We start from the raw sequence: 24,443 nt of genomic DNA, 5'->3' as shown, positions 1-24,443 counted from the left end.
GTTCCCTTGTTGCTGCGAGGTTTTTCATAATGTTCCCCGTCTGGCCGCTCGCGCCGGCCATGCGGCTGACTAAATGGGATCAAGGGCCAAGCAGTCCTCGGGCCGGAACCCGATGGCTACGCGCTGACCGTGGCTGAGGCCTCCAAGGTTGTCGGATTGAAGCTTGACGATGAACTCGCCATTGCCCGCGACGTCGAGGACGGCCAATGCATGATCGCCGAGATAGATTGTGCTTAGGACCGTCGCCTGCAGCCGGTTTGGCTGATCATCTGCCTTTGCGTCTGGCAGGATAGAGACGCACTCGGGCCTAACCGAGAGAGACGTGGCGGCGCCGGGTGCGCGAACATTGACCGCCTTTGCGACGACGGTGCCACCGGAGGCGATGGCGACCCGGCAATATTTCCCCTCGATGATGTCGATGGTGCCGGACAGAACGTTGTTTTCACCAACGAAGTTGGCGACGAAGCTGTTGACCGGGTCCTTGTACAGAACGCTCGGCCTGTCGATCTGCTGCACGATGCCGTCATTGAAGACCGCGATGCGATCCGACATCGTCAGCGCTTCGCTCTGGTCGTGGGTGACGTAGACGACGGTGACGCCCATCGTGTCGTGAATTTGCTTTATCTCCAGTTGCATCTGCTCTCGCAGGCGCTTGTCCAGGGCGCCGAGAGGTTCGTCCATCAAGACCAGCTGCGGTTTGAAGACGAGCGCGCGAGCCAGTGCCACACGCTGCTGCTGGCCACCGGACAGTTGCCCGGGTCGCCGTTGCGCCAGTCCTTCCATCTTGATCATGCGCAGCGCAGCTTTTACCCGTTCCGCGGTCTCTGCTTTACTGACCCCTCGCACAGCCAGAGGGAAGGCAACGTTCTCCTCGATGGTCAGGTGCGGGAACAACGCGTAGTTTTGGAACACCATGCCGATGTCGCGCATATGCGGCGGCATGTTCTTGATGGACCGGCCGGCGAGATAAATGTCGCCGTGAGTCGGCACCTCAAAGCCCGCCAGCATCATCAGCGTGGTCGTCTTGCCCGAGCCAGACGGGCCAAGCAGCGTAATGAACTCGCCCTTCTTGATCTCGAGGTCGAGGTTCTTCACCACGATATTTTCGCCGTCATAGGTCTTCTGCACGCCTACAAAGCGCACCAAAGCCGTTGCCGGCGTAGCCATGCTGCCTTCCATATTTTCCTCCCGCGCCGTCGTCTTCGTTTCGCCCCGTGGCTGCGCGCGAAGCCGGGACCGACGGCAAAGCTGTGGTCACTGGACGCTTGGCAGACGCATCACAAATGGCGAGGGCACGCCACGATTGGTGTTCAAGAACACACTCTTGGCCTCAAGGTATTCTTTGATGGCTTCCTTGCCATTCTCGCGGCCAATGCCAGAGTTCTTGAAGCCACCGAACGGCGCCAGGTAACTGACGACACGATAGGCGTTGACCCAGACCGTGCCGGCCCTCAAGCGAGATGGGAGATTTATCGCGCGCGCGAGGTCTTGCGTCCAGATACCTGCGGCAAGGCCGTACAAGGTATCATTCGCGATTTCGACGGCTTCATCCTCCGTCTTGAAGCGAATGATCGAGAGTATGGGACCGAAAACCTCCTCCTGCGCGATGCGCATGCGGTTGTTCACTCCGGTGAAAATGGTGGGCTTGACAAACAAGCCGCCATTGAGCCCATCTCCCGTCGCTTGCTCGCCTCCCAAGGCGCATTTGGCGCCCTCAGCCTTAGCAATTCCGATGTAGTCCAATATCTTTTCGAACTGCGGCCGCGTTGCAATCGGACCGATATCGGTATCGCTTCGGAATGGATCTCCAAGCTTGGCGCTGCCGGCAAACTCGATCAGTCTTTCGACAAACTCGTCGTGAATGGAATCCTGAACCAGAAGCCGGGAGCCCGCCATACAGGTCTGCCCGGCGGCTGCAAATATGCCGGCGACGGCTCCTTTCACGGCATCATCGAGATCTGCATCGGCAAAGACGATATTGGGCGACTTGCCGCCGAGTTCCAGCGACACGCGCTTGAATGCTTTTGCGGCAGCCTGATAGACGGCCCGGCCACCGGCCTCGCCTCCCGTAAAGGCAATGCGCTCAACCAGCGGGTGGTTCACGAGGGCTTCGCCGGTCTCCCTGCCCACCCCCGTAATGACGTTGATCACGCCAGGCGGGAAGCCCGCCTTTTCAAACAGTTCGGCCAGATACAGCATCGAGGCGGAAGAATATTCGGAGGGCTTGACCACCACGGTATTGCCGGCAGCAAGCGCTGGCGCAAGTTTCCATACCGTCAAAACCAGCGGCGAATTCCAGGGGGAAATGGCTGCAACGACCCCGATGGGCTCGTAGCGGATGTAGTGCATCATCCCCGGCCGCTCTGCCGGCGTTACGGAACCCTCCACCTTGTCCGCCAGACCACCGTAATAGTAAAACCACTCCGGTAAGTAGCGCATCTGGCCGAGCATTTCAGCCAGGAGTTTGCCGTTGTCCCTGACCTCCAATTCGCCGAGCTTTTCCGCATTGGCCGCGACCAGGTCACCGAGCCTGTAGAGGAGCCGGCCGCGCTGGGTTGGCGTCATTTCCGCCCAAGGGCCAGAGGTGAATGCCCGATGGGCCGCTCGCACAGCCACATCGACGTCCTCAGCCGTCGCGCTTGGAACGCGCGACCAGACTTGTCCGGTATAGGGGTCGGTGCTGTCGAAATAGGAGCCACCGGACGCCGGCTTCCACTGCCCGTCTATAAACAGGGACAGCGTCTCAACGTTTTTGCTGCGTTCGTACAACGGCGTCCTCCCGAGAAACCTGTCTTCTATAGCAGAATTTTTCTATAGCAGAATTTTTCTCTTATGGAAGAGGAATTCTTCGAAAGCAGAAATTTCGCGCTGGATTTCCACCCGCCGGGCACGCGGCTTCCTTGACCTCCGCAAGCAGGCGGCCGCTCAACGATAGCGGCTTGTGGGTCCAGAGGTCAGGATGGCCCGCTTTGAAACGACGCCCGCAAAGAAAAACGGAGCCTCTCGCGAGGCTCCGTCAGTTAGGGAGGATGTGCTTGGGAGACATTGTGCCCCGCAGATTGTCACGTCCAATGCGGAATTCCATCCAGCTTGGCTAGCGATGGATTCGAAGGTCGGCGCGTGGCGGCCTTTCTCGGCCGAACTCTCCCTAGATGTGGAGCCTGAACAGGTTGTCCTCTTTTAGAGCCAGGCGACTGATAGGCGGTTTAGATTTTAGGCTGCCGTGCGGGCGATGCCAACTGTATCTGTGCAGCCAGACAGGCAGTTGGGCGGCGCGGTGATCTGACGTCGGATAGGCGATGGCATAGGCCCATTCGCGCAGCGCCGTCTGAATGAAGCGCTCGGCCTTGCCATTGGTCTTGGGCGTATAGGGTTTTGTGCGGATATGCTTGAGGCCGAGCTCGCGGCAGGCCTTGGCGAAAGCCTTCGAGTTGTAGCAGGAGCCATTGTCGGTCATGACGCGCGCTATGGTGACGCCGAGGCTGGCGTAATAGGCGACCGCCGCCTTGAGGAAGGCGATGGCGCTCTCCTTTTTCTCGTTGGTCAGGATTTGCGAGAAGGCGATGCGGGAAGCGTCGTCGATACAGACATGGACGAACTCCCAGCCCACGCCGCGACTGTTGGACTGGCCGGTGCGATCGCCGGTGATGCGGTGGCCAACCCGTTCAAATCGCCCGAGCTTCTTGATGTCGATGTGGATCATGTCGCCGGGATGCTCGCGCTCGTAGCGTCGGACCGGTTCGGCCGGCTCGATGTCCCTAAGCCGCGACAGTCCGGCTCGCTTGAGAACCCGGCAGACGGTGGCGGGCGAGACGCCGGTCTCGTTGGCGATGTGCTTGCCGGTCAGCCGTTGGCGGCGCAAGGCGACGATGCGCTCGGCAATGGCCCGTTCGGTCATGCCTGGCATGACGGTGGGCCGCGAGGAACGGTCGACCATGCCGGCCCGCCCTTCGGTCTTATAACGCTCGACCCAGCGCGCCACGATCTTTGCCGACACGCCATAGACGCGCGCCGCATGGGCTTTGGAAAAAGCGCCTTCTATCACCGACAGCGCCATCTCCTCTCGACGCAGCGGCGTGAGACGGGCATTCTTGTGGATGTTCATTCGGACCCTCCGGTGGATGCTGAAGCCTGGTAACTCCAGTCTCCCCGGTCCGGTCCGAATGGACAACCTCCCGAAAGCTCACACCTAGAGCGGGGTGTAGCGATAGCCTTCGCCGTGCTCGGTGACAGCACCAATGCCGGGAGAGGCAAGGTGTGCGCCCGCAACATAGTAATTCGGGCGTGCCACCCGGCGAAGCACACTTTGCCGCGTCGCGCGCGCCTGAGCCTGGTCCGCGTCATACTCCCAGGTCAGTTCTGGCCTGTCGAACTGAATGGATTGCACATGGACGATGTCTCCCCAAATCAGCAGGGTTTCGCCACCGCTGGAGACCTCATAGGCGGTATGGCCAACTTCATGGCCATGTGCCTCTACCGCGGTGATTTTGTCGGCGAGTTTGAAGCCGCCTTTGATGGGCTCGCGGCGCAATCGGAAGCGAGCCAGGCTCTCGATCTTGTCGAACAGCGGGATTTCCTCTTTCGGAACGAAGAGACGCTTCAAGTTCGGGAACGCATCCGTTCCGTCAGCCGCCACAAGGCCGTGGGCATGATCTTCGTGCGTGTGTGTGAGCGCCACGGTCTCGATCTTTTCACGAGACACACCAGCCTCATGCAAGGCATCGAGCAGAAAGCCCATCGATGGCTCCCACGTGTTGGCCGTTCCGGTGTCAATCAGAATGTATTGGTCGCCATCAATGACCAGGAAGGCATTGACGGACAATCGAAGTTTGCCATCGACCAATTCGACCTGCTGCGGAAGGCTTGACCCGAAGGGACGATTGCCCTCCTGGCACAATCGGCTTGTCGGCATGTCAATATAGCCATCGCGAAGCGCTACAACATTGAGATCTCCAAGCGCAAATCGCGCAAATCGTTTTCCGGAGCCTATCTTTCTCATACTTCCCTCTATTTATAGATACTAGCTCGGGCCAAGGTAATCGGAACGTGTTCGCATATCTGTGCAAAAGCAACAGCATGTGCTTTCCACACGAAATCTATCACTGAACTGCCACGATGACACCGCAACACTGTCTTGATTATGCACCGGAACGCCGGCCAAACTTATCTTTTAACACGCATAATTTCTACCATCGCTGAAATATTTCTACAATAGCGAAAATTCAGTCCAGGTGACGGCGGCGCCCTGGCAATGCCTGTCCAACAGTCCTAGGTGGCTACAGAGCCTATGGCGGCGGGCAAGCCTTCCAGCCCTTGGCTAGGTTAAACCATACGCGGTTAAACCATACGCGGACATCGAATTGAACTGACGGGCACAGCCGTAGCATCGCCTATGTTCGATGCATGTAAACAAGACCGGCGAAATCACTTGAGCGGCCGCGCCGACAGCATGGCCAGACAACGGCCTGACCATCGATGTCGGCTGTCCATCACAGGAGGCCGAGAGAGCTGTGTCGCCTGTAGGAGATTTCCTTTCGTGCCGCATGACGAAGCTGGATCACATGGAAGGCGAGGCATACGCCGCACCAAATGCACTCCGACTAATCTGCCGGCCGGCACCACGTTCTGCTTGTAGCCGTCCGTCGACATAAACGATCTGACCGCGCGATCGTCGTGTTTGGAACCCCTGTGACCGTCTTGCCCTCAAAGATGCTGAAGTCTGTATTGTGATGGTGTGTCTTCGTGCTGACGGTCTTTGTGCCGTTGGGATCCCAAAGGACGATATCCGCGTCCGCGCCTTTTGCAATCACGCCCTTGCGAGGCCACAGATTGTAGATTTTCGCGGAGCAAGCCACCCGTCGAGTACGCTGGCTGGAAAGGCTGCGTGGCCGGGTGCCGCGTGTGTCGGGCGTTTGCCCCGCTTCAGGCCAGGCCCTTCGGCCCCGCACGGGATGACGCTGCGCCAAACGCGCACCCACAGCGCTCAACCGTCTTGCTGCCTTTCATAGAAGCCTATGATGGACTTGACCTCTAGATAGTCATCGAGGCCATAGCGCCCACGCTCTCGTCCGTTGCCGGACATTTTGTAACCTCCGAACGGCGCATTAAAGTCTGAATCTGGATCGTTGACACTGATGGCTCCAGCGCGAATTCGACGCGCAATGCGCTGTGCGTCTATCTGGTTCTGCGACTGGACGTAGCCACCTAGCCCATAGACGGAATTGTTAGCAATCCTGATTGCGTCCTCTTCGTCTTCGTAGGGGATCATGCATAGCACAGGACCAAAGATCTCGGTCTGCGCGATCATATCGTCCGACGACTGCATCGCCAGCACGGTTGGACGACAATAGTAGCCTTTCTCCAGCCCTTCTGGGCGGCCGGTTCCTCCGGCGACCAGTTCTGCGCCTTCTGCAAGTGCGGCTTCAATGAGCGACTGTACCTTGTCGAACTGCTTTGAATTGGCCAGGGGTCCCAGGTCGACGCCTGAAACCCACGGGTTGCCAACGACAATGCTCTCAGCTGTACGTTTGGCAAGGCGCTTGGCCTCCTCAAATCTGTCTCGCGGAACAAGCATGCGAGTGGGCGCGCTGCAGGACTGTCCCGAATTGCGCATGCCCTCACGCGTGCCAATCGGCACCATCTTCGCGAAATCAGCGTTCGGAAGAAGGATGTTGGCTGACTTGCCGCCCAGCTCCTGGCAAACCCGCTTGACTGTCCCGGCGGCGGCACGCGCCACATCGATGCCCGCGCGCGTTGAGCCCGTGAAGGATACGAGGGCGACGTCAGGATGTGCCGAAAGCGCTCCTCCCACTGTCGGCCCATCGCCTTGGACGAGATTGAACACGCCGGCGGGCAGCCCGGCTTCGGTCACGATCTCAGCAAAAATCACAGCGTCGAATGGGGTGATTTCGCTTGGCTTAAGGACCATCGTGCAACCGGTCGCGATGGCCGGCAGAACTTTCTGAATAATCTGCCCGAGAGGCCAGTTCCAAGGGGTGATCAAGGCACACACGCCGATTGGCTCTCGCAGGATGAGGGTAGTCCCCAGACGTTCCTCGAATTGGAAATTGCGCAATCCTGCAAGGATGCCCCTGGCATAGCCGAGGACTTCATCGACATTTCCCAGCCTCGACTTTGCAACGGGAGCGCCCATCGTCAGCGATTGAACCTGGGCGAGTTCTTCGCGGCGGCTCTCAATCCCGGCGATGATGCGCTCGATGATCCCAAAGCGGAATTTTGGGTCTGAAGCCGACCAACCCGGGAACGCAGTCTTGGCGGCCTCGACCGCCCGCTCGGCATCGACGGCGTTTCCGAGGAGGATTTCCGCCAGGACGCTCTCATCGGCCGGGTTGACCACAGTGAACGGAACACCGGCCACGGGGTCACTCCATTGGCCGTCAATGAAACACTTCCTGGACCGTTCCTCGACCGAAACAGACAGGCTCGGCGCATAGGAGTTGGTTTGGCTCTGTAGGGATAGGTCAGACACGTTTCTGTTCCTTGCGAAAGTCGAAAGGTATTCGGCGCCTGTTCCAGCGCTCGCCCCTTTAAGAAATGAAAACACCCTTGCCGCCGCTTTGCTTGTCGAAGGCTTGATAGGCTTCGGCGGCTTGGTCGAAAGACCACCGGCTGGTGAACAGCCGATCGAAATTCAGGTTCCGCTTTATGGCGAAGTCCGCCAACTGCCTTTGGCCGACGCTCGACATCGACCATGACGTCATCGCAGTGATCTGCCTGTCTAGAAAGCCTTCGACATCGAAATGCACATGCGTGCCAAGACCGACAAAGCAGGCTCGACCCCAAACAGCCAAGCAATCCAACGCCGAGCGTCCTGCCGCGCTTGATCCGGACGTTTCCAGGGAAAGTTCCGCTCCCTTGCCGCCAGTCAGGTCGCGGACCCCTGCAGCCGCATCCATCTCCAGCGGGTTGATTGTGGCGGCCGCACCGAATTCCTTCGCCAGTTCGAGACGCGTCGGCTCCACATCGAGCGCTACCACTCGCAAACCCTGGGCAGCCGCGATCATTGTTGCCGAAAGACCGACCGGCCCCTGCCCGAACACCGCGATCGTCTCACGTCCCGTGGCGCCAAGCCTGCTCAAGGCGCCCCATGCCGTTCCCGTTCCGCAACTGATAGCGGCTCCTGACTCGAAAGAGGGGCTCGTCCAACAGCACCAACGTAGCTGCCGGCACCTTCATATAGGGTGCGTGACAGCCGTGAGCGTTCGATCCGTAGAGCTGCATGTCGCCGTCGGTGCAGAGCTGGGGCCAGCCGCTTCTGCACTGGTTGCACGTCGTGCAGCCGTAGTAATGGTGGACCATAACGCGCGCACCGTCCCGCCAGAGCCGCTTGTTCGCGTTGCTTCCGGTCGCGACCACAATTCCCGCCGGCTCATGACCCCGAATGAGGTCTGGTCTCACATTCGGCGAAGAAGCATCGGCGCGATAGTCATGCAAATCGCTTCCGCACATGCCCGACGCCTTGATTTCGATGACCACCTCATCGGGACCCGGCGTTGGATCCTCCACCGTCGTGTACTTAATCTCACGACCGCCTGGAAACGAGATTCCACGCATTCACAACTCCCAAGACAACGCGCAGCCTGAGCACTCCATTCCTGATGCCGAGGCCGCGCTGTTCAAAATTGGCTGCAGATGAGCGCCCGCGCATCGCGGCCAAGCACACTGGGATGGCCGGCCCAAAACAAGCCGGCCACCGCGACCCTGATTGACTACAGCAGCTTGAAATTGAAATATTTCGCTGAAATCTTGTCGTATGTCCCGTTCTTTACGATGGCATCGATCGCTGCGTTCACTTTTGCCAGCAACTCAGTATCCTCCTTGCGGATGGCGATACCGCTACCTTCACCGAGCAGGCCGCCCGAGAATTCCTTCCCGACGAATTCGTATTTGTCGCCGCCCTCGTGCTTGAAGAAGCCGAGTATGGAGCTGGACTTGTCCTGAAGCATCAGATCGATCCGATCGGAGAGAAGATCCAATTCCACGTCCGTGGTCTTGTCGTAGCGGACGATCTCGGACTTGGGAAACTGCGCTGTGACGAACGAATCCTGGACCGAACCTCGCTGTACCCCAATGCGCTTACCTGCCAGCCCGTCCGCGGAGGCGTCTGTGATCGCCCCCTTCTTCGCCACGAATTGAGATGACAAATTCTTGTATTTCCGGGTGAAAGCCACCTGTTTCTTGCGAGCTTCGGTGATGCTCATCTGGGCAACGATCATGTCGTATTTTTTGGCAGTCAGACCGGGAATGATCCCGTCCCATTCCTGCGCTATGATCGTGCACTTCACCTTCATCTCCGCGCAAAGCGCATTGGAGATTTCGATGTCCCAGCCAGCGAGCTTGCCGCTCTCGTCGACATAGTTCCACGGAGGATATGAGCCTTCCGTCGCGATCCGCAGCGTCGTTTCTTGCGCAAACGTGCTGCTCGGGGCAACTAAGCTTACTAGTGCAAATGCCGCTATCGCGAGGGCTTTTTTCAAGCTTGCGAATTTCATGTCAGGTTCCCCTTTTTCTCAGGTAAGCCCATCTTTGAGCTCCCAGACAGGTTTGAGCGAAGGGCGTTTTGAGTCAACGCGTACGAAACAATTTTCATGACATGAAATCGCAACGATGCGTTGTCGCGGGATCCGTATCCGTCTGCACGATACGTCGATGCATCAAAGCTTGGCGAGATGACGCCCAGACGTGCGCCCTGGATCCGCTTTGTTGCCGATTTAAGGGCGATCGCGATCCCCCAATCACGGACATGCAAAGTTGGACGCAACACGATCGTACGACGTTTCAATGCAGCATCTGCGACAGGAAGTCCCTGGCACGCTGGGTGGAAGGGGCGCTGAAGAAATGGCCTGGGGTGTCTTCCTCCACAACGCAACCGGCATCCATGAAAACGACACGGTCGGCGACTTCTCGGGCGAAGCCCATCTCGTGGGTCACGCAGATCATCGTCATGCCGCCCGCGGCCAGTTCGGTCATTGTGTCGAGCACTTCCTTTACCATTTCGGGATCGAGCGACGACGTCGGCTCATCCATCAGCATGATCTTCGGCCTCATGCACATCGCCCGGGCAATCGCCACCCTTTGCTGCTGCCCACCGGACAACTGCGCGGGATATTTTGCGGCCTGGTTGGCAATTCTGACCTTAGTCAGGAACGCCAGAGCAAGATCTTTGGCTTCGGCGAACTTCAGCCCCCTCACCTTCATAGGGGCGAGCATGCAATTGGCGAGCACCGTCATGTGGGGGAAAAGATTGAAGCTTTGGAAGACCATCCCCACATCGCAGCGGATCTTGTCAACGCTTGACCGGGCACCGTCCAATGGCGTCCCATCGACGACCACGGATCCCTGATCGTGGGCTTCAATGCCATTGATGCAGCGGATCAGTGTGGACTTGCCCGAGCCCGATGGCCCGCACAACACAACTTTCTCGCCCTTGTTCACGGCCAGATTGATTTTGTTCAGCGCGGTAAACTGGCCATATCGTTTGATGACACCAGACATCCGCACCTCGCCGCCGAGGTCACGAATATCAACCTGCGGAAGTGACAGTTCTTCGGCCAAGGTTCCCATGCATATTGCTCCATTAACCGCAAGTTCGAGGCGGCACGCCTCATCCCTGAACCGACAGGTCTGCTTCTTTCAGAACATGCGTATCCACGGTCTTGAGGTTCTCCACCGCGAAGCGTCGCTCAAGAACGCGCAATGCCCATGAAATGCTGGTTGTGATGCAGAAATAGATCGCGCCGGCTGTCAGAAACACCTCGTAGGGCGCGTAGGTATTGGTCACTTCGAGACGCGCCGCACCAGTCAGTTCCAAAATCGTGACTGTGCTGGCGAGGGATGTTGCCTTGATCGTCAGAATGATCTCATTCTCATAGGCAGGAAGGGCGGCCCGAACCGCGAGTGGCAGCGTCACGAGAAGCTGTGTCTGGAACCAGGACAGTCCAACCGAATACGCGGCTTCTACCATGCCTTTCGGGATCAATTTCAAAGCGCCTGAAATGATCTCCGCGGTGTAGGCCGCCGAATTCAGGCCCAAGGCAATAATGACACAGAAAAACGGATCGCGAAGGACAGGCCACAAGAAGGAGTCCCGAACGGTCTCCAACTGTCCCAATCCATAATAGATCAGGAACACCTGGAGCAAGGAAGGCACACCGCGCAGAACAAGAATATAGGTGTTGGCAGGGACCGACAGCCAACGTGTTTTGGAGTTTCTGGCAAAGGCCAGCGGGACCGCGAGAACCATACCGAGCAGCAGGATTAAAAGGGCCAGCTTTCCGGTCATGCCAACGCTTTTGATGAGCGACGGGAAGACGTCAGCCATTATCGAGAAATCGAGCATCGTGCCCTCACGCAAAACCGCGGTTGGCCCTGCGCTGCGCGAAGCGCAGGAGAGCCGTCGCGACCATCGTCATGACCAAATAAATCACCGCGGTGATTGAGTAGACATAGAATGGGGCGCGTGTTGACCCGGAGACGATGGCGGACGCGCGCAGCAGCTCCTCAAGGCCAATGACCGAGATCAGCGATGTCTGCTTCAGGAGGATGATCGCCAGGTTGCTGAAACCGGGCAATGCCAAACGCCAGGCTTGAGGGAGAATGACGGAGAAGAAGGCCACACGCTTCGAAAGCCCAAGCGCGTCCGCCGCCTCTTTTTGACCTCGGGCAACTTGCTGGATTCCACTTCGGAAGATGTCGGCCGCGTAGCCGCCAAAAATCAGCCCGAGCGCAAAAACGCCCGCCGTAAAGCCGTTGATGTCAATATAACTCCCGGTCAGCTTGGTCAAAGCGACCGTGCTGCCGTAATAGATCAAATAAATGACAATCAGTTCAGGAACGCCTCTGACGATCGCCGTATAGGCTTCGGCAACGTAACGGAACGGCCGCGAGCCATAGATTTTCGCGGCACCAAGACCCAACCCCAGAGCGGAGCCGAAAATCAACGCAAAGAATGTGACCGAGATCGAGACGACAGCACCCACCAGAAGCTGATAGGTGTACCCGGAAAAGAAGGTCATGTTGCCCCCCGCTCCGCCGATACCGCCCTGAGCGCTGCTTTGCTCCTGACGAACCTGGCTCCAGGGCTTTCATGCCAGGCTTGCAGCCTGCCGCCCGATGTGCGCTCCTTGCCATAGACGATCCACACATCGTCGGGCGAGCCGATGACCTGATCGACCCTCACCCGGTCAGGAAACTGTTCGGCATATTCCAGATACACGAGCGCCGAATCGTATTTGCCCTCCAGGAGGTTGTTGAAGATGATCGGAAGCGAGCGTTCCGATATTTTGGTTTCCCATTTGTTGATGTCGATGTAGCTCTCGGTGGCCGGCGCAAGCAAACCGATCGACTTCGGGTTGTCGATTTCCGAGCGCGTCAATACGGCGAGATCCTTGCTCCGCGATATAAACGTATCAATCGCGAAGACCTCATTGAAATAGGCGCCCATCGTGGTCGGAGTGGCTGGATGAACAGCGCATTGGACAACAAAGTCATAAAGGCCTGATCTCAGTCCCTCGATGGCAAGTTCGAAATTGTCAACAAGCGCGATCTCCGCGCCCTCTAACTGATTGAATTTGATATACTGCTTGGTGACAAGTTCATGGTTCGTGCCAACAGGGCCAAGTGTCGCAAAGCAAATCATGCGGTTCTTCCTAACAGGCTCTATTTATCGGTGCCCGGATCGTCCAGCGCCCGTCCAAGATCGGGGTTCACAGGTCAGGTTTGCCTCCGCTGGCAGGCAAACTTGAAATTGGAGGTCGCGATCCGAGCTTCCACCCAAGTCGCGGAACTGGCTGCGAGTCTGTTCGCAATCGGCTCTGCGGGTCAATTGCCCGGAAAATATTTTCATGAAAGGAAACCGAAAGCCTTTGCAAGGCGTCTTTGAGAAGTTACGAAGGCTTCGGCGCTGATGGCCTGGCGAAACTGTTGGCTCCAAGGCTGACAATTCACTTTTGCCCCAAGGCAAGGTCCATGTAGCACTCACGTCGCTTGAAATTGGAGGAACTTCGTTGGTTCTGAAGGCAAGTGGAAGGAAGGCTGCGGAGGCGAAGCGTGTGAAGCGTGGCGCTCTGTCCATGATGACGCGCCCTGGTCACGATAAGGCCGAACCGGGAGATGAAATATCGCCAGCAAACACAGCGGAGGTCAGGGCGAGGGAAACGGACGCCCTGGCTTTGGCAGTCGGCAAGGAAATTCGAAGCTTGAGATTGAGCCTCAGCATGGCAGGAAACGCGCTTGCTGAAGCTGCCGGCCTTTCCAACGGAATGCTGTCCAAGATCGAGACCGGCCAGGCAACACCATCCTTTGCAACACTGCTTGCCGTTGCCGGCGTTCTGAAGGTTCCCGTTGCACGGCTGTTCGCCGCCCACAATTCGCACGCCGATTATTCGATTGTTCGTGCTGGCCGCGGTATCGAGGTTCAGCGGCGGGGCTCGAAAGCGGGATTCAACTATCAACTACTGGGGCACCTGCTATCCGGGGAAAAATACGTCGAGCCCTATCTTGTGACAATCAATGATAGTGCGGCCCCGTCGCCGGGATTCCAGCATACCGGAATCGAATTCATGTACATACTGGAAGGCGCCATGGTCTACCGGTATGCAGACACGCTCGTCGAACTGCATCCGGGCGATACGATGATATTCGATGCGAACTCGATCCACGGTCACGAGCGTCTATTGGAGTCGCCAGTGCGGCACTTATCGGTGGTGTTCAACCTTCGTACGTAAGAATGCGATGAGCTCCGGGGCACTTTAGGACAACTGACCCCATCAAGTGTTCGGCGGTTGCTTGGCGCTGCTGATTTTTGAGAAGGCCGTCTCGATTGATTGAGAACCCGCCTGAAGGCAGCAGCAGCGGTTATCCCATTTTCTAGAAATGCCCTTTGGCTGCAGCGGCAATTAGATACTCGCTCGGAGGCTGGACAAATCCGGCGCGGTGCATCTCCCAAAGTGCCTCGACAATTGCCGACAGGCCTCTCGACTGGGCGAAATGCATGAGGCCACCTCGCCAGCGCGGAAACCCATAGCCATGCACTTGAACGAGGTCTATGTCCGCAGGCCGGCGGGCTACACCTTCTTCAAGGATGCGGCTCGCTTCGTCGATCATTGGAAAGACCACCATTTCTGCCAAATCGATTGCTGGCAGGCATACCGGACGTTTGGCAGCGGCAAGCTTTGCGATGGTCGAAGCGACCGCGGTTGAGGGTTTCGGAACACGAGCCCCGGGCGCGTAGTCGTACCAGCCCTTCCCGGTCTTCTGACCGAGGCGGCCATCGTTGACGAGACAGTCACTGATGGGCGCGAACGGCGTCTCGCCACGCCCGCGTGCGGCTTTGCGCTGGAAAGCTGCGATGTCCAAGCCGGAAAGGTCCTGCACCTCGAAAGGCCCCATTGCCAGGCCAAAGCTCCGCATGGCTGTATCGATCTCGGCCGGTGAAACGTTTGCGAGGAGCAAACGCTCAAGAAGTGGGCGGTTGCTCTTGAGAATTCGATTGCCAATAAAGCCGTCGCAGATGCCAGCAATGACGGGCACCTTGCCGAGGCGCTTTGCCAGGTCGAGACCGGTCGCCACGACATTCGGAGCCGTCTCGGCCGTAGCCACGATCTCCAACAGTTTCATCACGTTGGCAGGGCTGAAGAAATGCAGTCCTATCACGCGCTCAGGACGCGCGATCCCTGCCGCGATCTCGTTAGGGTCCAGATAGGACGTGTTGGTGGCAAGGACAGCGTCGTCCCGGCACGCCGAAGAAAGTGCCCTAAAGACGTCGCGCTTTACCGCAAGATCCTCGAACACAGCCTCGATGACCAGGTCAACGTCCGCCAAGTCCTCGTAGGCAGTTGTGGCTTCGATGCCCGCGAGGCGGACAGTCGCAGCTTCGGGCGCTAGCTTACCGCGCTTGATACTTGCCTCGAAGACACTTCGAACATTGTTCATACCGCGATCAAGCGCCTCTTGGTCGCGCTCGACCAGCACCACCGGCAGCCCGGCATCGCGCATTGCCGCGACGATCCCGGCCCCCATCGTGCCGCCTCCGACAACCGCCGTCTTCCCAACACGTCTTAAACTCAAGCCGTCATATTCACGCGGCTTGGCGGCGGCTCGTTCCGCGAAAAAGATATGCCGGAGGGACTGTGCCTGATTAGAATTGCGAAGCTCCAGGAACGTTTCCCGTTCGAACTTTAGCGCTTGCGCGAAATCCACCTCGCTGCTCCGGCGCAAGCACGCTAACGCCTTAAGAGGTGCAATCTCTCCGCGCGCGCGCTTGCTCAACTCCCCTTCGCGCTCGTTCCAAAAAGCGGAGCTCTCGGTCGGACAAGGGCGCTGGTGCGCGGCCGGCTGGTCGACGGGTGCCTTATCAAGGAAGGTGATTGCACCGAGCACAAGATCATCGTCGACGATTGCGTCTATCAGACCAATCTCAAGCGCTTTCTGAGCAGGCACCGGTTTGCCCCCGGTGACCATATTCACGGCATACTCCAACGGAACAAGGCGAGGCAGCCGCACCGTGCCCCCGGCGCCGGGGATGAGGCCCAGTGTGACCTCGGGGAGGCCAAACTTGGCGGAGCTAACCGCGACTCGCCAGCGGCAGCCGAGCGCGACTTCCAGGCCGCCGCCAAGCGCGCTGCCGTGGACCGCCGCGACCCAAGGTTTTGCTGCTCGCTCGAGGCGGGCGACCATGTCGGGCAGATGCGGTGGTTGCGGCGGCGTGTCGAATTCAGCAATATCGGCGCCGGCAATGAAGGTTCTGCCAGCGCAAATCAGTACGACACTCGTCACGTCAGGGTCGGCGTCCAAAGCCTCGGCGGCGGCCCATAATCCCTCACGCACGGCCTGGCTCAAGGCATTGACGGGCGCATTATCGACGGACACCACCGCACGACCGTCACTGCGTTTCTGAACGTTCACTGCCATGTTTTGCAGACCCAGATGTTTCCGGAGAAGATAAGGCGGCCAAGCTCTACGAGGCGCGGTCAGGCAGCCGATTGATCGAAGCCAGCCACGTTGTCACAGCCCAAGGTTCGAGACCGCACAGAATACTTGTGCCTACATTTATTATTGACCGACCGGTCGGATTATGCAAGACCTCTTCCACTGTCGAATGGGATGAGCCTTGGGAGGAAACCATTGAACCAGTCCGAGACAGTGCTTGTCGCGGTCAGCAACGGCGTTATGACGTTGACCCTGAACCGTCCTGACAAGCTGAATTCGTTCAATGAACATATGCACGCAGCGCTCAGAAGGCAGTTTGAGCGAGCATACGAAGACGGAGCAATCCGTGCACTGCTTCTGACAGGCGCTGGCCGCGCTTTCTGTGCCGGACAGGATTTGGGAGACCGCGACCCGCGCAAGTCGACCGAGGCTCCGGATCTAGGCTACACGATCGAGACCTTCTACAACCCTCTGCTACGGCTGATACGCAGTCTCAGCAAGCCCGTTATATGTGCCGTCAACGGGGTCGCTGCAGGGGCTGGCGCAAACATCGCACTGGCATGCGACATTGTTATCGCGGCCCGCTCTGCAAAGTTCATCCAGGCCTTCTCAAAACTGGGGCTGGTGCCCGACTCTGGTGGCACCTGGAGCCTCCCGCGGTTGCTCGGTGAGGCGCGAGCGAAGGGTCTGGCGCTGACGGCCGAACCGCTCCCGGCCGAAACTGCGGCCGCGTGGGGAATGATCTGGAAGGTGGCAGATGATGACAAGTTGATGGCCGAGGCGAACGCTCTCGCCAGGCAGCTTGCTGCTGGCCCTACATATGGCCTCGGCCTGATCAAGCACGCCATCCAGGCAGCAGCCAGCAACAGTCTGGATCAGCAGTTGGACCTCGAGCGCGACCTGCAGCGCAAGGCCGGGCAAAGCGCCGATTACGCCGAGGGCGTCGCCGCTTTCCTCGACAAGCGGCCGGCGGAGTTCAAGGGCAAATGACGGTCGACCGCAACGACCCGTTGGCGGTTGCGAAGGCATCCGGCGCAGCAATGTGGAAGAACGATCGTGCCTCGTGCCATCTCGGCATGACGCTGGAAGACGTGGCGCCAGGCAAGGCAACACTTTCCCTTACCGTTTCGGAGGTCATGACCAATGGCCATGGCATCTGTCACGGCGGCTACATATTCACGCTTGCGGACTCGGCGTTCGCATATGCCTGCAACAGCTACAACTACCACGCCGTCGCGCAACACTGTTCAGTGACATTCCTCCGCCCGGCCTTTGCCGGAGACAGGTTGCGCGCTGTCGCGCGCAAGATCTCGGCGATGGGCCGCAGCGGCATCTACGACATCCAGATCACGAACCAGAACGGGGAGCCTGTGGCTGAGTTTCGCGGCCATTCGCGAACGATCAAAGGTACGCATTTGCCCATGCCCGCCTAACGGTGGTCAAAAGAAATCTTGGAGGAGTTCAATGGAAGATCTTGCGCCGCGCCCCAGCGACCTCGAACCGATCGAACTGGCATCCCGCGACGAGATCGCGAGCTTGCAGCTCCAGCGGTTGAAGTCGACCTTGAGCCATGCCTATGCGAACTCACCGCACTACCGGGCGAAATTCGATGACGCGGGGGTACATCCAGATGATCTGAGCTCACTTGAGGATTTGGCCAAGTTTCCCTTCACGGCAAAGAAAGATTTGCGGGACACCTATCCGTTTGGCATGTTCGCCGTACCGCGCGAGAATCTGGTGCGCGTCCACGCCTCCTCCGGCACGACGGGTAAGCCGACGGTGGTTGGATACACCAGGAACGACATCGAAGTTTGGGCCTCGGTTGTAGCGCGTTCCATTCGAGCATCCGGCGGGCGGCCCGGAGACATTTGCCACATCGCGTATGGCTATGGGCTCTTCACCGGTGGCCTCGGGGCGCACTACGGCGCCGAGAAGCTTGGCTGTACGGTAGTGCCTATCTCCGGAGGCATGACCGAACGCCAGGTGACATTGATCCAGGATTTCAAACCGCGCATCATCATGGTTACCCCCTCGTACATGCTGTCGATTCTGGACGAGTATCGCCGCCTGGGCCTTGATCCGCGGGAATCGTCGTTGGCCGTGGGTATTTTCGGCGCCGAGCCCTGGACGAATGCCATGAGGCAGGAGATCGAGAAGGACTTCGACATGCATGCGGTCGATATTTACGGCCTTTCCGAGGTGATGGGACCGGGCGTGGCCAATGAATGTGTCGAGACAAAAGATGGGCTGTATGTCTGGGAAGATCATTTCTATCCCGAGATCATCAATCCCGAAACGGGAGAAGTGCTGCCGGACGGCGAATTGGGCGAGCTGGTCTTTACCTCGCTAACCAAGGAAGCTCTTCCGATTATCCGTTACCGTACGCGTGACCTGACGCGCCTGTTGCCCGGTACGGCACGCACGATGCGGCGTATGGAGAAGATTACCGGCCGCTCGGACGACATGATGATATTGCGAGGGGTCAACGTGTTCCCTACGCAGATCGAAGAACAGATACTGAAGTGCAACGGCCTTGCACCGCATTTTCAGATCGAACTGACGCGCTCAGGCAGGATGGACGATATGGTTGTGCATGTCGAAGCGATGCCGCACGCAATGGGTGAAGTCCAGCGTAACGCGTCGGCCAAGGAACTTGCGCACCACATCAAATCCGTGGTTGGGGTAAGCACCAAGGTCAAGGTTGGTGATCCAGATTCGGTCGAGCGGTCCGCGGGCAAGGCAAAGCGCGTAGTCGACAACAGGCCAAAAGGATAGGCAATGGCGAGGACGAAGGCTGCAGATTTCGATGAGAAACGCCGCAGCATTCTGGACAGCGCAGCCGCCGTCTTTGCAAAGCTCGGCATGGAACACGCCTCAATGGCGCGAATTGCCAAGGAAAACAATGTTTCCAAGGCGTTGCTCTACCACTATTATCCCAGCAAGGAACTTCTCATTTTCGACATCGGTCGCACCCACCTTGTCGAGCTCGAGGCTGCGATTGCTGGAGCGGATCTCCCCAATCAGCCGCCGGACAAGCGGCTTGGCTTACTGATCGCAGCGGTGCTTGAAAATTATCGTCACGCGGCAAACTATCAGCAGGTCTTGTTGAACGGAACAGGGTCTCTATCCGACGTCCAGAAGGGCGAGCTCAATCAGATCGAGCGACGCATCATCCGTGCCTTTTCAGCAATTGTGGAAGAAATCAATCCAGCGTTGGTTGATCGACGGGCGATGGTGATGCCCGTGACAATGTCGCTCTTTGGCATGTTGAACTGGGTGCACACCTGGTTCAAACCGAGCGGAGCGATGAGCCGCAAAGGATATGCGGAACTTGTGGCATCTCTCTTTTTGGACGGTGTGAAAGCCATTCGCTAGCCGAGGCTGGCGGCGTGGCAGGCTTACGCCAATTGTGGAATTCCGCGTAACAAGCGAAGCCAGCATACGCTCTCGCGCCACGCGCGACCGGTAAGGGCGGCTTTTTCCAATCCTAGGGCAAGCCGAGCAGCCAGAGCGGATGCAGCCGATTAACCCGCTCGATCGAAGGCGGCTTGTAGGCTGTCTCCGTGCAAGTTCGCACCGATCGCAAGCATCGCAAGGATGCGGGCCTTTTGCGGCGAAAGACATCCCGACGCGATATGCCCTTCCTTGCGGATGTCGTTACGCAGAAAAACCCGTCCGCACATTGAACGGCTGGACTGGATTATTTCGACGCCTCTCGTCTTTGCATAGGACAAGGCTTCATGCTGACGAACCGCCGAATAGCCGCCGCCAAAACCTGCCACCACAATCGCCTGTGCATTCTGATTCACGGAGGCAACGATCGCGGATCCGTCGGCGCCAGCGTACGACATCACGATATCAACCCTGGGCAAGGCCCGGAAACGGCAAATTTAGGCGAAGGCGCTGGTCGCGACGAGTAGTGCACCGAGGCATAAGCAACCTCTCCAATAGGGCCACCGACAGAAGAAGCGAAAGCCTCGAGGTTCGAGGTGTGAAATTTGGCTGCATAGCGCGCCGCGTGGATTGAACCGTTCATGGATACAAGTGTTCCCAACTCTCGACTGGCCGGATCCGACGCAACTATTGAAGCGTTGATGAGGTTAAGAGGCGCGTCCGAGCTGACGCCAGATATGGGACGCATCGCGCCAGTCAGGACAACTGGGCGGGGATCATCGATTGCGAGGTCAAGAAAGTAGGCGGTTTCCTCGAGGCTTGCACTGCCGTGCGTAACAACTACTCCCGCGATGTCCTCACTTAAAGCCGTGGAAATCACGCCCTTCAGGCGCATCCAGTCGTCGGGTGTCACGTTTGTGCTGTCGATCGCACCAAACGCTATTGGCACAGGGCGGCAATAGCGTTTGATATCGGGAGGCCGTTCCAGAAGCGACTCAGCGCCCAAAATCTCCTCGGAATCGGGATAATCAAGCAAGTCCATTGGGAACCTGCCAACCGAAGCGATCGTGCCTCCAGTCGCGATGATTGTAACCTTCGAGAGTTCCATACCTAGACCCTACTGTTACGTCGTACGCCAGCGCGGCGGCTAGTTCGGCCAAATCTTCGCCACCATGGTCAGCACATCATATTGCGCCACCACCTGCGTCTCCTGGTTGGTCACCGTGCAATCCCAGCGCACCTCGCCGTAATCCTCGGTCTCGCGCGGATTGATCTGCTTTGCGGTCAGCGTCACCTGCAGCGTGTCGCCCGGATTGACCGGGGTCAGGAAGCGCAGATTGTCGACGCCGTAATTGGCCAGCACCGGACCGGGTGCCGGATCGACGAAAAGCCCGGCGGCGAAGGAGACGATGAGATAGCCATGCGCCACGCGCCCGTCGAAGAACGGGTTGGCCTTGGCCGCCGCCTCATCCATGTGGGCGTAGAAATTGTCGCCTGTGAAGGCGGCGAAATGCTCGATGTCTTCCAGCGTCACGGTGCGCTTGGCGGTGACCAGCTGGTCGCCGATCTCCAGTTGCGCCAGCGACTTGCGGAACGGATGGACGCCGTCCACCTTCGCTTTCGCGCCCTGCATCCAGCGCCCGGTGACTTCCGACAACAGCCAGGGTGCGCCCTGCACGGCGGTGCGCTGCATATAGTGCTTGACCGAACGGATGCCACCGAGCTCCTCGCCGCCGCCGGCACGCCCCGGTCCGCCATGCACCAGCACGGGCAGCGGCGAGCCATGGCCGGTGGACGACTTGGCGCTGACGCGGTTGCCGATCATGACCCGGCCATGCCACGGCCCCAGCGCATGCACGGCGTCACGCGCGAATTTGGCATCGTTGGTGAAGACCGAGGCGACGAGGCTGCCCTTGCCGCGTCGCGCCAGTTCCGCTGCCTCCTCGACCGTCTCGTAGGGTATGATGGTGCTGACCGGGCCGAAGGCCTCGACATCGTGCACCGCCTGCGCGCTATCAGGTCTATCGCAATAGAGCAGCACCGGGTTGAGGAAGGCGCCGGCCTCGGGGTCGCCCGACACGAGTGTCGCCCGTTCCGGGTCGCCGGCGACGATCTCGGCATCGCGCTGCAAATCCTTGATGCGCTGGCGCACTTCGTCGCGCTGCGCCAGGCTGGCCAGCGGCCCCATCTTCGCTGTCTCCTCGCCCGGATTGCCAACGGCGGTTTTCGCCAGCCGCTCGCCCAGCGCCTTGATCAATGCCTCGACGCTTGCGCGCGGCACGATGACGCGACGGATCGCGGTGCATTTCTGGCCGGCCTTCGCCGTCATTTCGCGGGTGACTTCCCTGACGAAGAGATCGAATTCCTCCGTACCCTGTACCGCATCGGGACCGAGGATCGCGGCATTGAGCGAATCCGCCTCCATGGTGAAGCGCACCGATTTGTCGACGATCGAACGATGCGACTTGAGCTTGCGCCCTGTGGCCGCCGAACCGGTAAAGGTCACCACGTCCTGGCAGTCGACATGGTCGAGAAGATCACCCACGGAGCCGCTGATAAGCTGCAGCGCGCCCTGCGGCAGGATGTTCAGACCGATGATTCGCCGCACCATCAGCTCCGTCAGATAGGCTGTCTGGCTGGCCGGCTTGACGATGGCCGGCATCCCGGCGAGCAGCGTCGGCGCGAGTTTTTCCAGCATCCCCCAGCAGGGAAAGTTGAAAGCGTTGATATGCACCGCCACACCTTCCAGCGGTGTCAGAATATGTTGGCCTGAAAACGTATTGTCGCGCGACAGAGGTTCGACATTGCCATCCACCAGTGTGAGTGTGTTCGGCAGCTCGCGACGGCCCTTCGAGGCGTAGGAGAGCAGCGTGCCGATGCCGCCCTCGATGTCGATCCAGCTGTCGGTGCGGGTCGCACCGGTCGCCGTCGACAGCGCATAGAATTCTTCCTTGGCCTGCATCAGTGCCTGGCCCAGCGCCTTCAGCATCAGCGCGCGCTCGTGAAAACTCATCTTGCGCAGCGCCGGTCCACCCTTCTCGCGGCCATGGGTAAGCGCTGCCTTCATGTCGATGCCGCCGGCGTCGATCAGCGCCACCGTCTCGCCGATTGCCGCGTCGAGTAACGGCACGGCCTTGCCGGCGCCGCGCGCCCATTGCCCGGCGACATAGGATTCAAGCTGGCGAATGGATTTTACCGGTGCGTTCATGGTTGGCGTACTCGTCGTTGGGGTTCGAAGTCGAAGGGTGTCAGTCAGACCGCTCAGGTGAGCCCGACCTCGTCCAGCAGGGCGCTCACCTGCCGCTCCCATTCGCGGGCAAGGTCGGGATTGCTGGTGTGGCGCAGGCCGAATTTCTTCTGCGTCTCGAAATGCGCGGAAGTGCCGCCACCGAAACTCGCCGCCACACGCGGCCGCCAGTAGCCGATCGAGGTTTCAATTTCCGCGCGGCCAGACTTACCCGCCAGGATCTTGCGCAGGCCTTCCTCGCCGAGCTCCATATGCCGGCGTTCGCGCGGTGCAATGGCGCGGAAGACTTCCGCCAGAGGTTGGTAGGACAGGCGCGAAAACTCACCGAGCTGGATCACCACGGCACGGCCCATCAGCACATTCATCACCACCGCGTCGATCCAGCCTTGCAACGGATAATGCAGCACCGCCAGCCGCATATCCGAGCCGTGGTGCGCGGCACCGAGGTCGCTGTCGCGCGCCACGCGCCCCGTCCACGGGTGATGGTTGGCGTAGCGCGAGATGTCGGCGCCGAACTCGCCCATGATCTCCAGCACGCGCTCGGCATGGTCGAGCTTCTCCAGCACGATACGCGAGGCAGCGATGCGTGCCTTGATGCCCGGACCGAGATTGATGATGTCTGCGAAGCCCGCAGCACCCGCCAGCTCGCTGTCGACGAAGGTCGCCATCAGCCGCAGCAATTCGCCGCGATAGCGCGGCGGCGCGTTCTCCGGCGTCGTCAGCATGCCGCCCTGAGCCAGATAGGACTCCAGCGGCATAACGTCTTCGCTGTCGTCGGGCTCACTGGTCATAGGTCACCACCACCGTGTCGGAGAGCGGGAAGCACTGGCATGTCAGCACATAGCCGCGCCGCACCTCGTAGTCCTCGAGGGCGTGATTGGCCTGCATCTCGACCTCGCCCTCCAGCACCATCGCCCGGCAGGTGGAGCAGACGCCCGCCTTGCAGGCATAGGGCGCGTCGAGACGGGCGCCGAGCGCGGCCTCGAGGATCGTCTGCCCTTTCTTCGGCATGTCGATGACGCGGGTCGTGCCGTCGAGCGTGATCGAAGCCTTGCAGGTCTCGGCGGCGTCGCCGTTCACCACCGCCTTGACCACATGGGCGGCGCGGCGTGGTGCGGAGGCGAACAGCTCGAACTTGATCTGGTCGTCGCGCAGGCCATGCTCGCGCAGCGATGCAGCCACGCCCAGCATCATCGGCTCGGGGCCGCAGATGAAGGCCATGTCGATGCCGCTGATATCGATCCAGCTCTTGAACAACCGCGCGCATCTTTCGGCATCGATGCGGCCCGAAAACAGCTCGATCTCCTGCGCCTCGTTTTCCAGCACATGGATGACGTTGAAGCGGCCGAGATTGATGTTCTTGATGTCCTCCAGATCCTCGCGGAACATGATCGAGTTGATCGAGCGATTGCCGTAGATGAGTGTGAAGCGCGACCTCGGTTCGCGGGACAGCGTGGTCTTGATTAGCGACAGCACCGGCGTGATGCCGCTGCCGCCGGCAAAGCCGAGATAGTGGCGGTCGCGCTCCGGCTCCAGCGGAATATGGAAGGCGCCCATCGGCGGCATCGCCTCCAGCGTGTCGCCGGGCTTCAGCTCCTCGTTGGCCCAGGTCGAGAACGCGCCACCATCGACGCGCTTGATGCCGACCTTGAGCACGCCTTCATCCTTGCCGGCGCAGATGGAATAGGAGCGGCGCAGCTCCTCGCCATCGAACGAGCGGCGAAAGGTCAGGTACTGCCCCTGGGTGAAATCGAAGGCGGCGCGATGTTCTTCGGCAGGCATCAGCGTGACCACCACCGCATCGCGGGTTTCGCGGCGGACATCGGCGACTTCAAGCGGCAGAAAGCGGGCCATC

At 59.3% G+C, this 24,443-nt stretch carries 23 protein-coding genes; 5 read left to right on the top strand and 18 right to left on the bottom strand.

Annotation, left to right across the window (positions count from 1 at the left end; all coding sequences use genetic code 11):
- Positions 1-69: 69 nt before the first annotated feature.
- The 12 genes from ACVDG8_RS34090 to ACVDG8_RS34035 form a co-directional block, all read right to left on the bottom strand.
- Positions 70-1,179, bottom strand: a complete 1,110-nt coding sequence (locus ACVDG8_RS34090) for an ABC transporter ATP-binding protein (RefSeq protein ID WP_447252393.1) — start codon at positions 1,177-1,179, stop codon at positions 70-72.
- A 75-nt stretch (positions 1,180-1,254) separates the two neighbouring features.
- The gene (locus ACVDG8_RS34085; protein ID WP_447252392.1) at positions 1,255-2,769 is read right to left on the bottom strand and encodes an aldehyde dehydrogenase; all 1,515 of its coding nucleotides are present in this window, start codon (positions 2,767-2,769) and stop codon (positions 1,255-1,257) included.
- Between the two features lie 379 nt (positions 2,770-3,148).
- Positions 3,149-4,105, bottom strand: a complete 957-nt coding sequence (locus ACVDG8_RS34080) for an IS481 family transposase (protein WP_447252391.1) — start codon at positions 4,103-4,105, stop codon at positions 3,149-3,151.
- Positions 4,106-4,189: 84 nt separating this feature from the next.
- A complete protein-coding gene (locus ACVDG8_RS34075) occupies positions 4,190-4,999 on the bottom strand; it encodes an MBL fold metallo-hydrolase (RefSeq protein WP_447252390.1) in 810 nt (269 codons plus the stop codon).
- Between the two features lie 984 nt (positions 5,000-5,983).
- Positions 5,984-7,378, bottom strand: coding sequence for an aldehyde dehydrogenase family protein (locus ACVDG8_RS34070; RefSeq protein WP_447252389.1), 1,395 nt, complete (start codon positions 7,376-7,378; stop codon positions 5,984-5,986).
- A gap of 169 nt (positions 7,379-7,547) precedes the next feature.
- Positions 7,548-8,024 carry a zinc-binding dehydrogenase gene (locus tag ACVDG8_RS34065; protein ID WP_455707412.1) on the bottom strand — a complete coding sequence of 159 codons (477 nt, stop codon included), beginning with the start codon at positions 8,022-8,024 and terminating at the stop codon, positions 7,548-7,550.
- Positions 8,025-8,070: 46 nt separating this feature from the next.
- Positions 8,071-8,574 carry an alcohol dehydrogenase catalytic domain-containing protein gene (locus ACVDG8_RS34060; RefSeq protein ID WP_455707411.1) on the bottom strand — a complete coding sequence of 168 codons (504 nt, stop codon included), beginning with the start codon at positions 8,572-8,574 and terminating at the stop codon, positions 8,071-8,073.
- Positions 8,575-8,729: 155 nt separating this feature from the next.
- Positions 8,730-9,512, bottom strand: coding sequence for a transporter substrate-binding domain-containing protein (locus ACVDG8_RS34055; protein WP_447252387.1), 783 nt, complete (start codon positions 9,510-9,512; stop codon positions 8,730-8,732).
- A 286-nt stretch (positions 9,513-9,798) separates the two neighbouring features.
- A complete protein-coding gene (locus ACVDG8_RS34050) occupies positions 9,799-10,515 on the bottom strand; it encodes an amino acid ABC transporter ATP-binding protein (RefSeq protein WP_447257168.1) in 717 nt (238 codons plus the stop codon).
- A gap of 109 nt (positions 10,516-10,624) precedes the next feature.
- The gene (locus ACVDG8_RS34045) at positions 10,625-11,359 is read right to left on the bottom strand and encodes an ABC transporter permease (RefSeq protein ID WP_447252386.1); all 735 of its coding nucleotides are present in this window, start codon (positions 11,357-11,359) and stop codon (positions 10,625-10,627) included.
- A gap of 7 nt (positions 11,360-11,366) precedes the next feature.
- Entirely contained in the window at positions 11,367-12,035 is a 669-nt protein-coding gene (locus ACVDG8_RS34040; protein WP_447252385.1) for an ABC transporter permease, read from the bottom strand.
- A complete protein-coding gene (locus tag ACVDG8_RS34035; RefSeq protein WP_447252384.1) occupies positions 12,032-12,658 on the bottom strand; it encodes a hypothetical protein in 627 nt (208 codons plus the stop codon). Before ACVDG8_RS34035 ends, ACVDG8_RS34040 begins: the two co-directional genes overlap by 4 nt.
- A 367-nt stretch (positions 12,659-13,025) precedes the next feature.
- Between ACVDG8_RS34035 and ACVDG8_RS34030 the strand changes: the two genes are divergently transcribed.
- Entirely contained in the window at positions 13,026-13,745 is a 720-nt protein-coding gene (locus ACVDG8_RS34030; RefSeq protein WP_447252383.1) for a helix-turn-helix domain-containing protein, read from the top strand.
- 142 nt (positions 13,746-13,887) lie between these two features.
- On the opposite strand, the gene ACVDG8_RS34025 is transcribed toward ACVDG8_RS34030, so the two are convergent.
- Positions 13,888-15,930 carry a 3-hydroxyacyl-CoA dehydrogenase NAD-binding domain-containing protein gene (locus ACVDG8_RS34025; RefSeq protein WP_447252382.1) on the bottom strand — a complete coding sequence of 681 codons (2,043 nt, stop codon included), beginning with the start codon at positions 15,928-15,930 and terminating at the stop codon, positions 13,888-13,890.
- 213 nt (positions 15,931-16,143) lie between these two features.
- Between ACVDG8_RS34025 and paaG the strand changes: the two genes are divergently transcribed.
- From paaG to ACVDG8_RS34005, 4 genes are read left to right on the top strand one after another with little or no spacing between them, the layout of a single operon-like run.
- Positions 16,144-16,938: a 2-(1,2-epoxy-1,2-dihydrophenyl)acetyl-CoA isomerase PaaG gene (paaG, locus tag ACVDG8_RS34020; RefSeq protein ID WP_447252381.1), complete on the top strand. Its 795-nt coding sequence runs from the start codon at positions 16,144-16,146 to the stop codon at positions 16,936-16,938.
- Entirely contained in the window at positions 16,935-17,381 is a 447-nt protein-coding gene (gene paaI / locus ACVDG8_RS34015; RefSeq protein ID WP_447252380.1) for a hydroxyphenylacetyl-CoA thioesterase PaaI, read from the top strand. The genes paaG and paaI overlap by 4 nt, the downstream gene beginning before the upstream one ends.
- 31 nt (positions 17,382-17,412) lie before the next feature.
- A complete protein-coding gene (gene paaK / locus ACVDG8_RS34010; RefSeq protein WP_447252379.1) occupies positions 17,413-18,723 on the top strand; it encodes a phenylacetate--CoA ligase PaaK in 1,311 nt (436 codons plus the stop codon).
- Between the two features lie 3 nt (positions 18,724-18,726).
- Positions 18,727-19,323: a TetR/AcrR family transcriptional regulator gene (locus tag ACVDG8_RS34005; RefSeq protein ID WP_447252378.1), complete on the top strand. Its 597-nt coding sequence runs from the start codon at positions 18,727-18,729 to the stop codon at positions 19,321-19,323.
- 149 nt (positions 19,324-19,472) lie between these two features.
- Here the strand turns inward: ACVDG8_RS34005 and ACVDG8_RS34000 are convergent, their stop codons facing one another.
- The 5 genes from ACVDG8_RS34000 to paaE all read right to left on the bottom strand — a co-directional run bounded on the left by ACVDG8_RS34000 (position 19,473) and on the right by paaE (position 24,442).
- On the bottom strand, positions 19,473-19,799 hold the full coding sequence (locus ACVDG8_RS34000) for a hypothetical protein (protein WP_447252377.1): 327 nt from the start codon (positions 19,797-19,799) through the stop codon (positions 19,473-19,475).
- Positions 19,799-20,383, bottom strand: a complete 585-nt coding sequence (locus ACVDG8_RS33995; RefSeq protein ID WP_455707410.1) for an asparaginase — start codon at positions 20,381-20,383, stop codon at positions 19,799-19,801. Before ACVDG8_RS33995 ends, ACVDG8_RS34000 begins: the two co-directional genes overlap by 1 nt.
- Positions 20,384-20,488: 105 nt before the next feature.
- Positions 20,489-22,549: a phenylacetic acid degradation bifunctional protein PaaZ gene (gene paaZ, locus ACVDG8_RS33990; protein ID WP_447252375.1), complete on the bottom strand. Its 2,061-nt coding sequence runs from the start codon at positions 22,547-22,549 to the stop codon at positions 20,489-20,491.
- A 53-nt stretch (positions 22,550-22,602) separates the two neighbouring features.
- The gene (locus tag ACVDG8_RS33985; RefSeq protein WP_447252374.1) at positions 22,603-23,379 is read right to left on the bottom strand and encodes a Phenylacetic acid catabolic protein; all 777 of its coding nucleotides are present in this window, start codon (positions 23,377-23,379) and stop codon (positions 22,603-22,605) included.
- Positions 23,369-24,442, bottom strand: a complete 1,074-nt coding sequence (paaE, locus tag ACVDG8_RS33980) for a 1,2-phenylacetyl-CoA epoxidase subunit PaaE (protein WP_447252373.1) — start codon at positions 24,440-24,442, stop codon at positions 23,369-23,371. The genes ACVDG8_RS33985 and paaE overlap by 11 nt, the downstream gene beginning before the upstream one ends.
- Position 24,443 lies beyond the last annotated feature (1 nt).

Source organism: Mesorhizobium sp. ORM8.1, from assembly GCF_053005525.2.
This window is presented reverse-complemented; position numbering and strand designations above follow the sequence as displayed.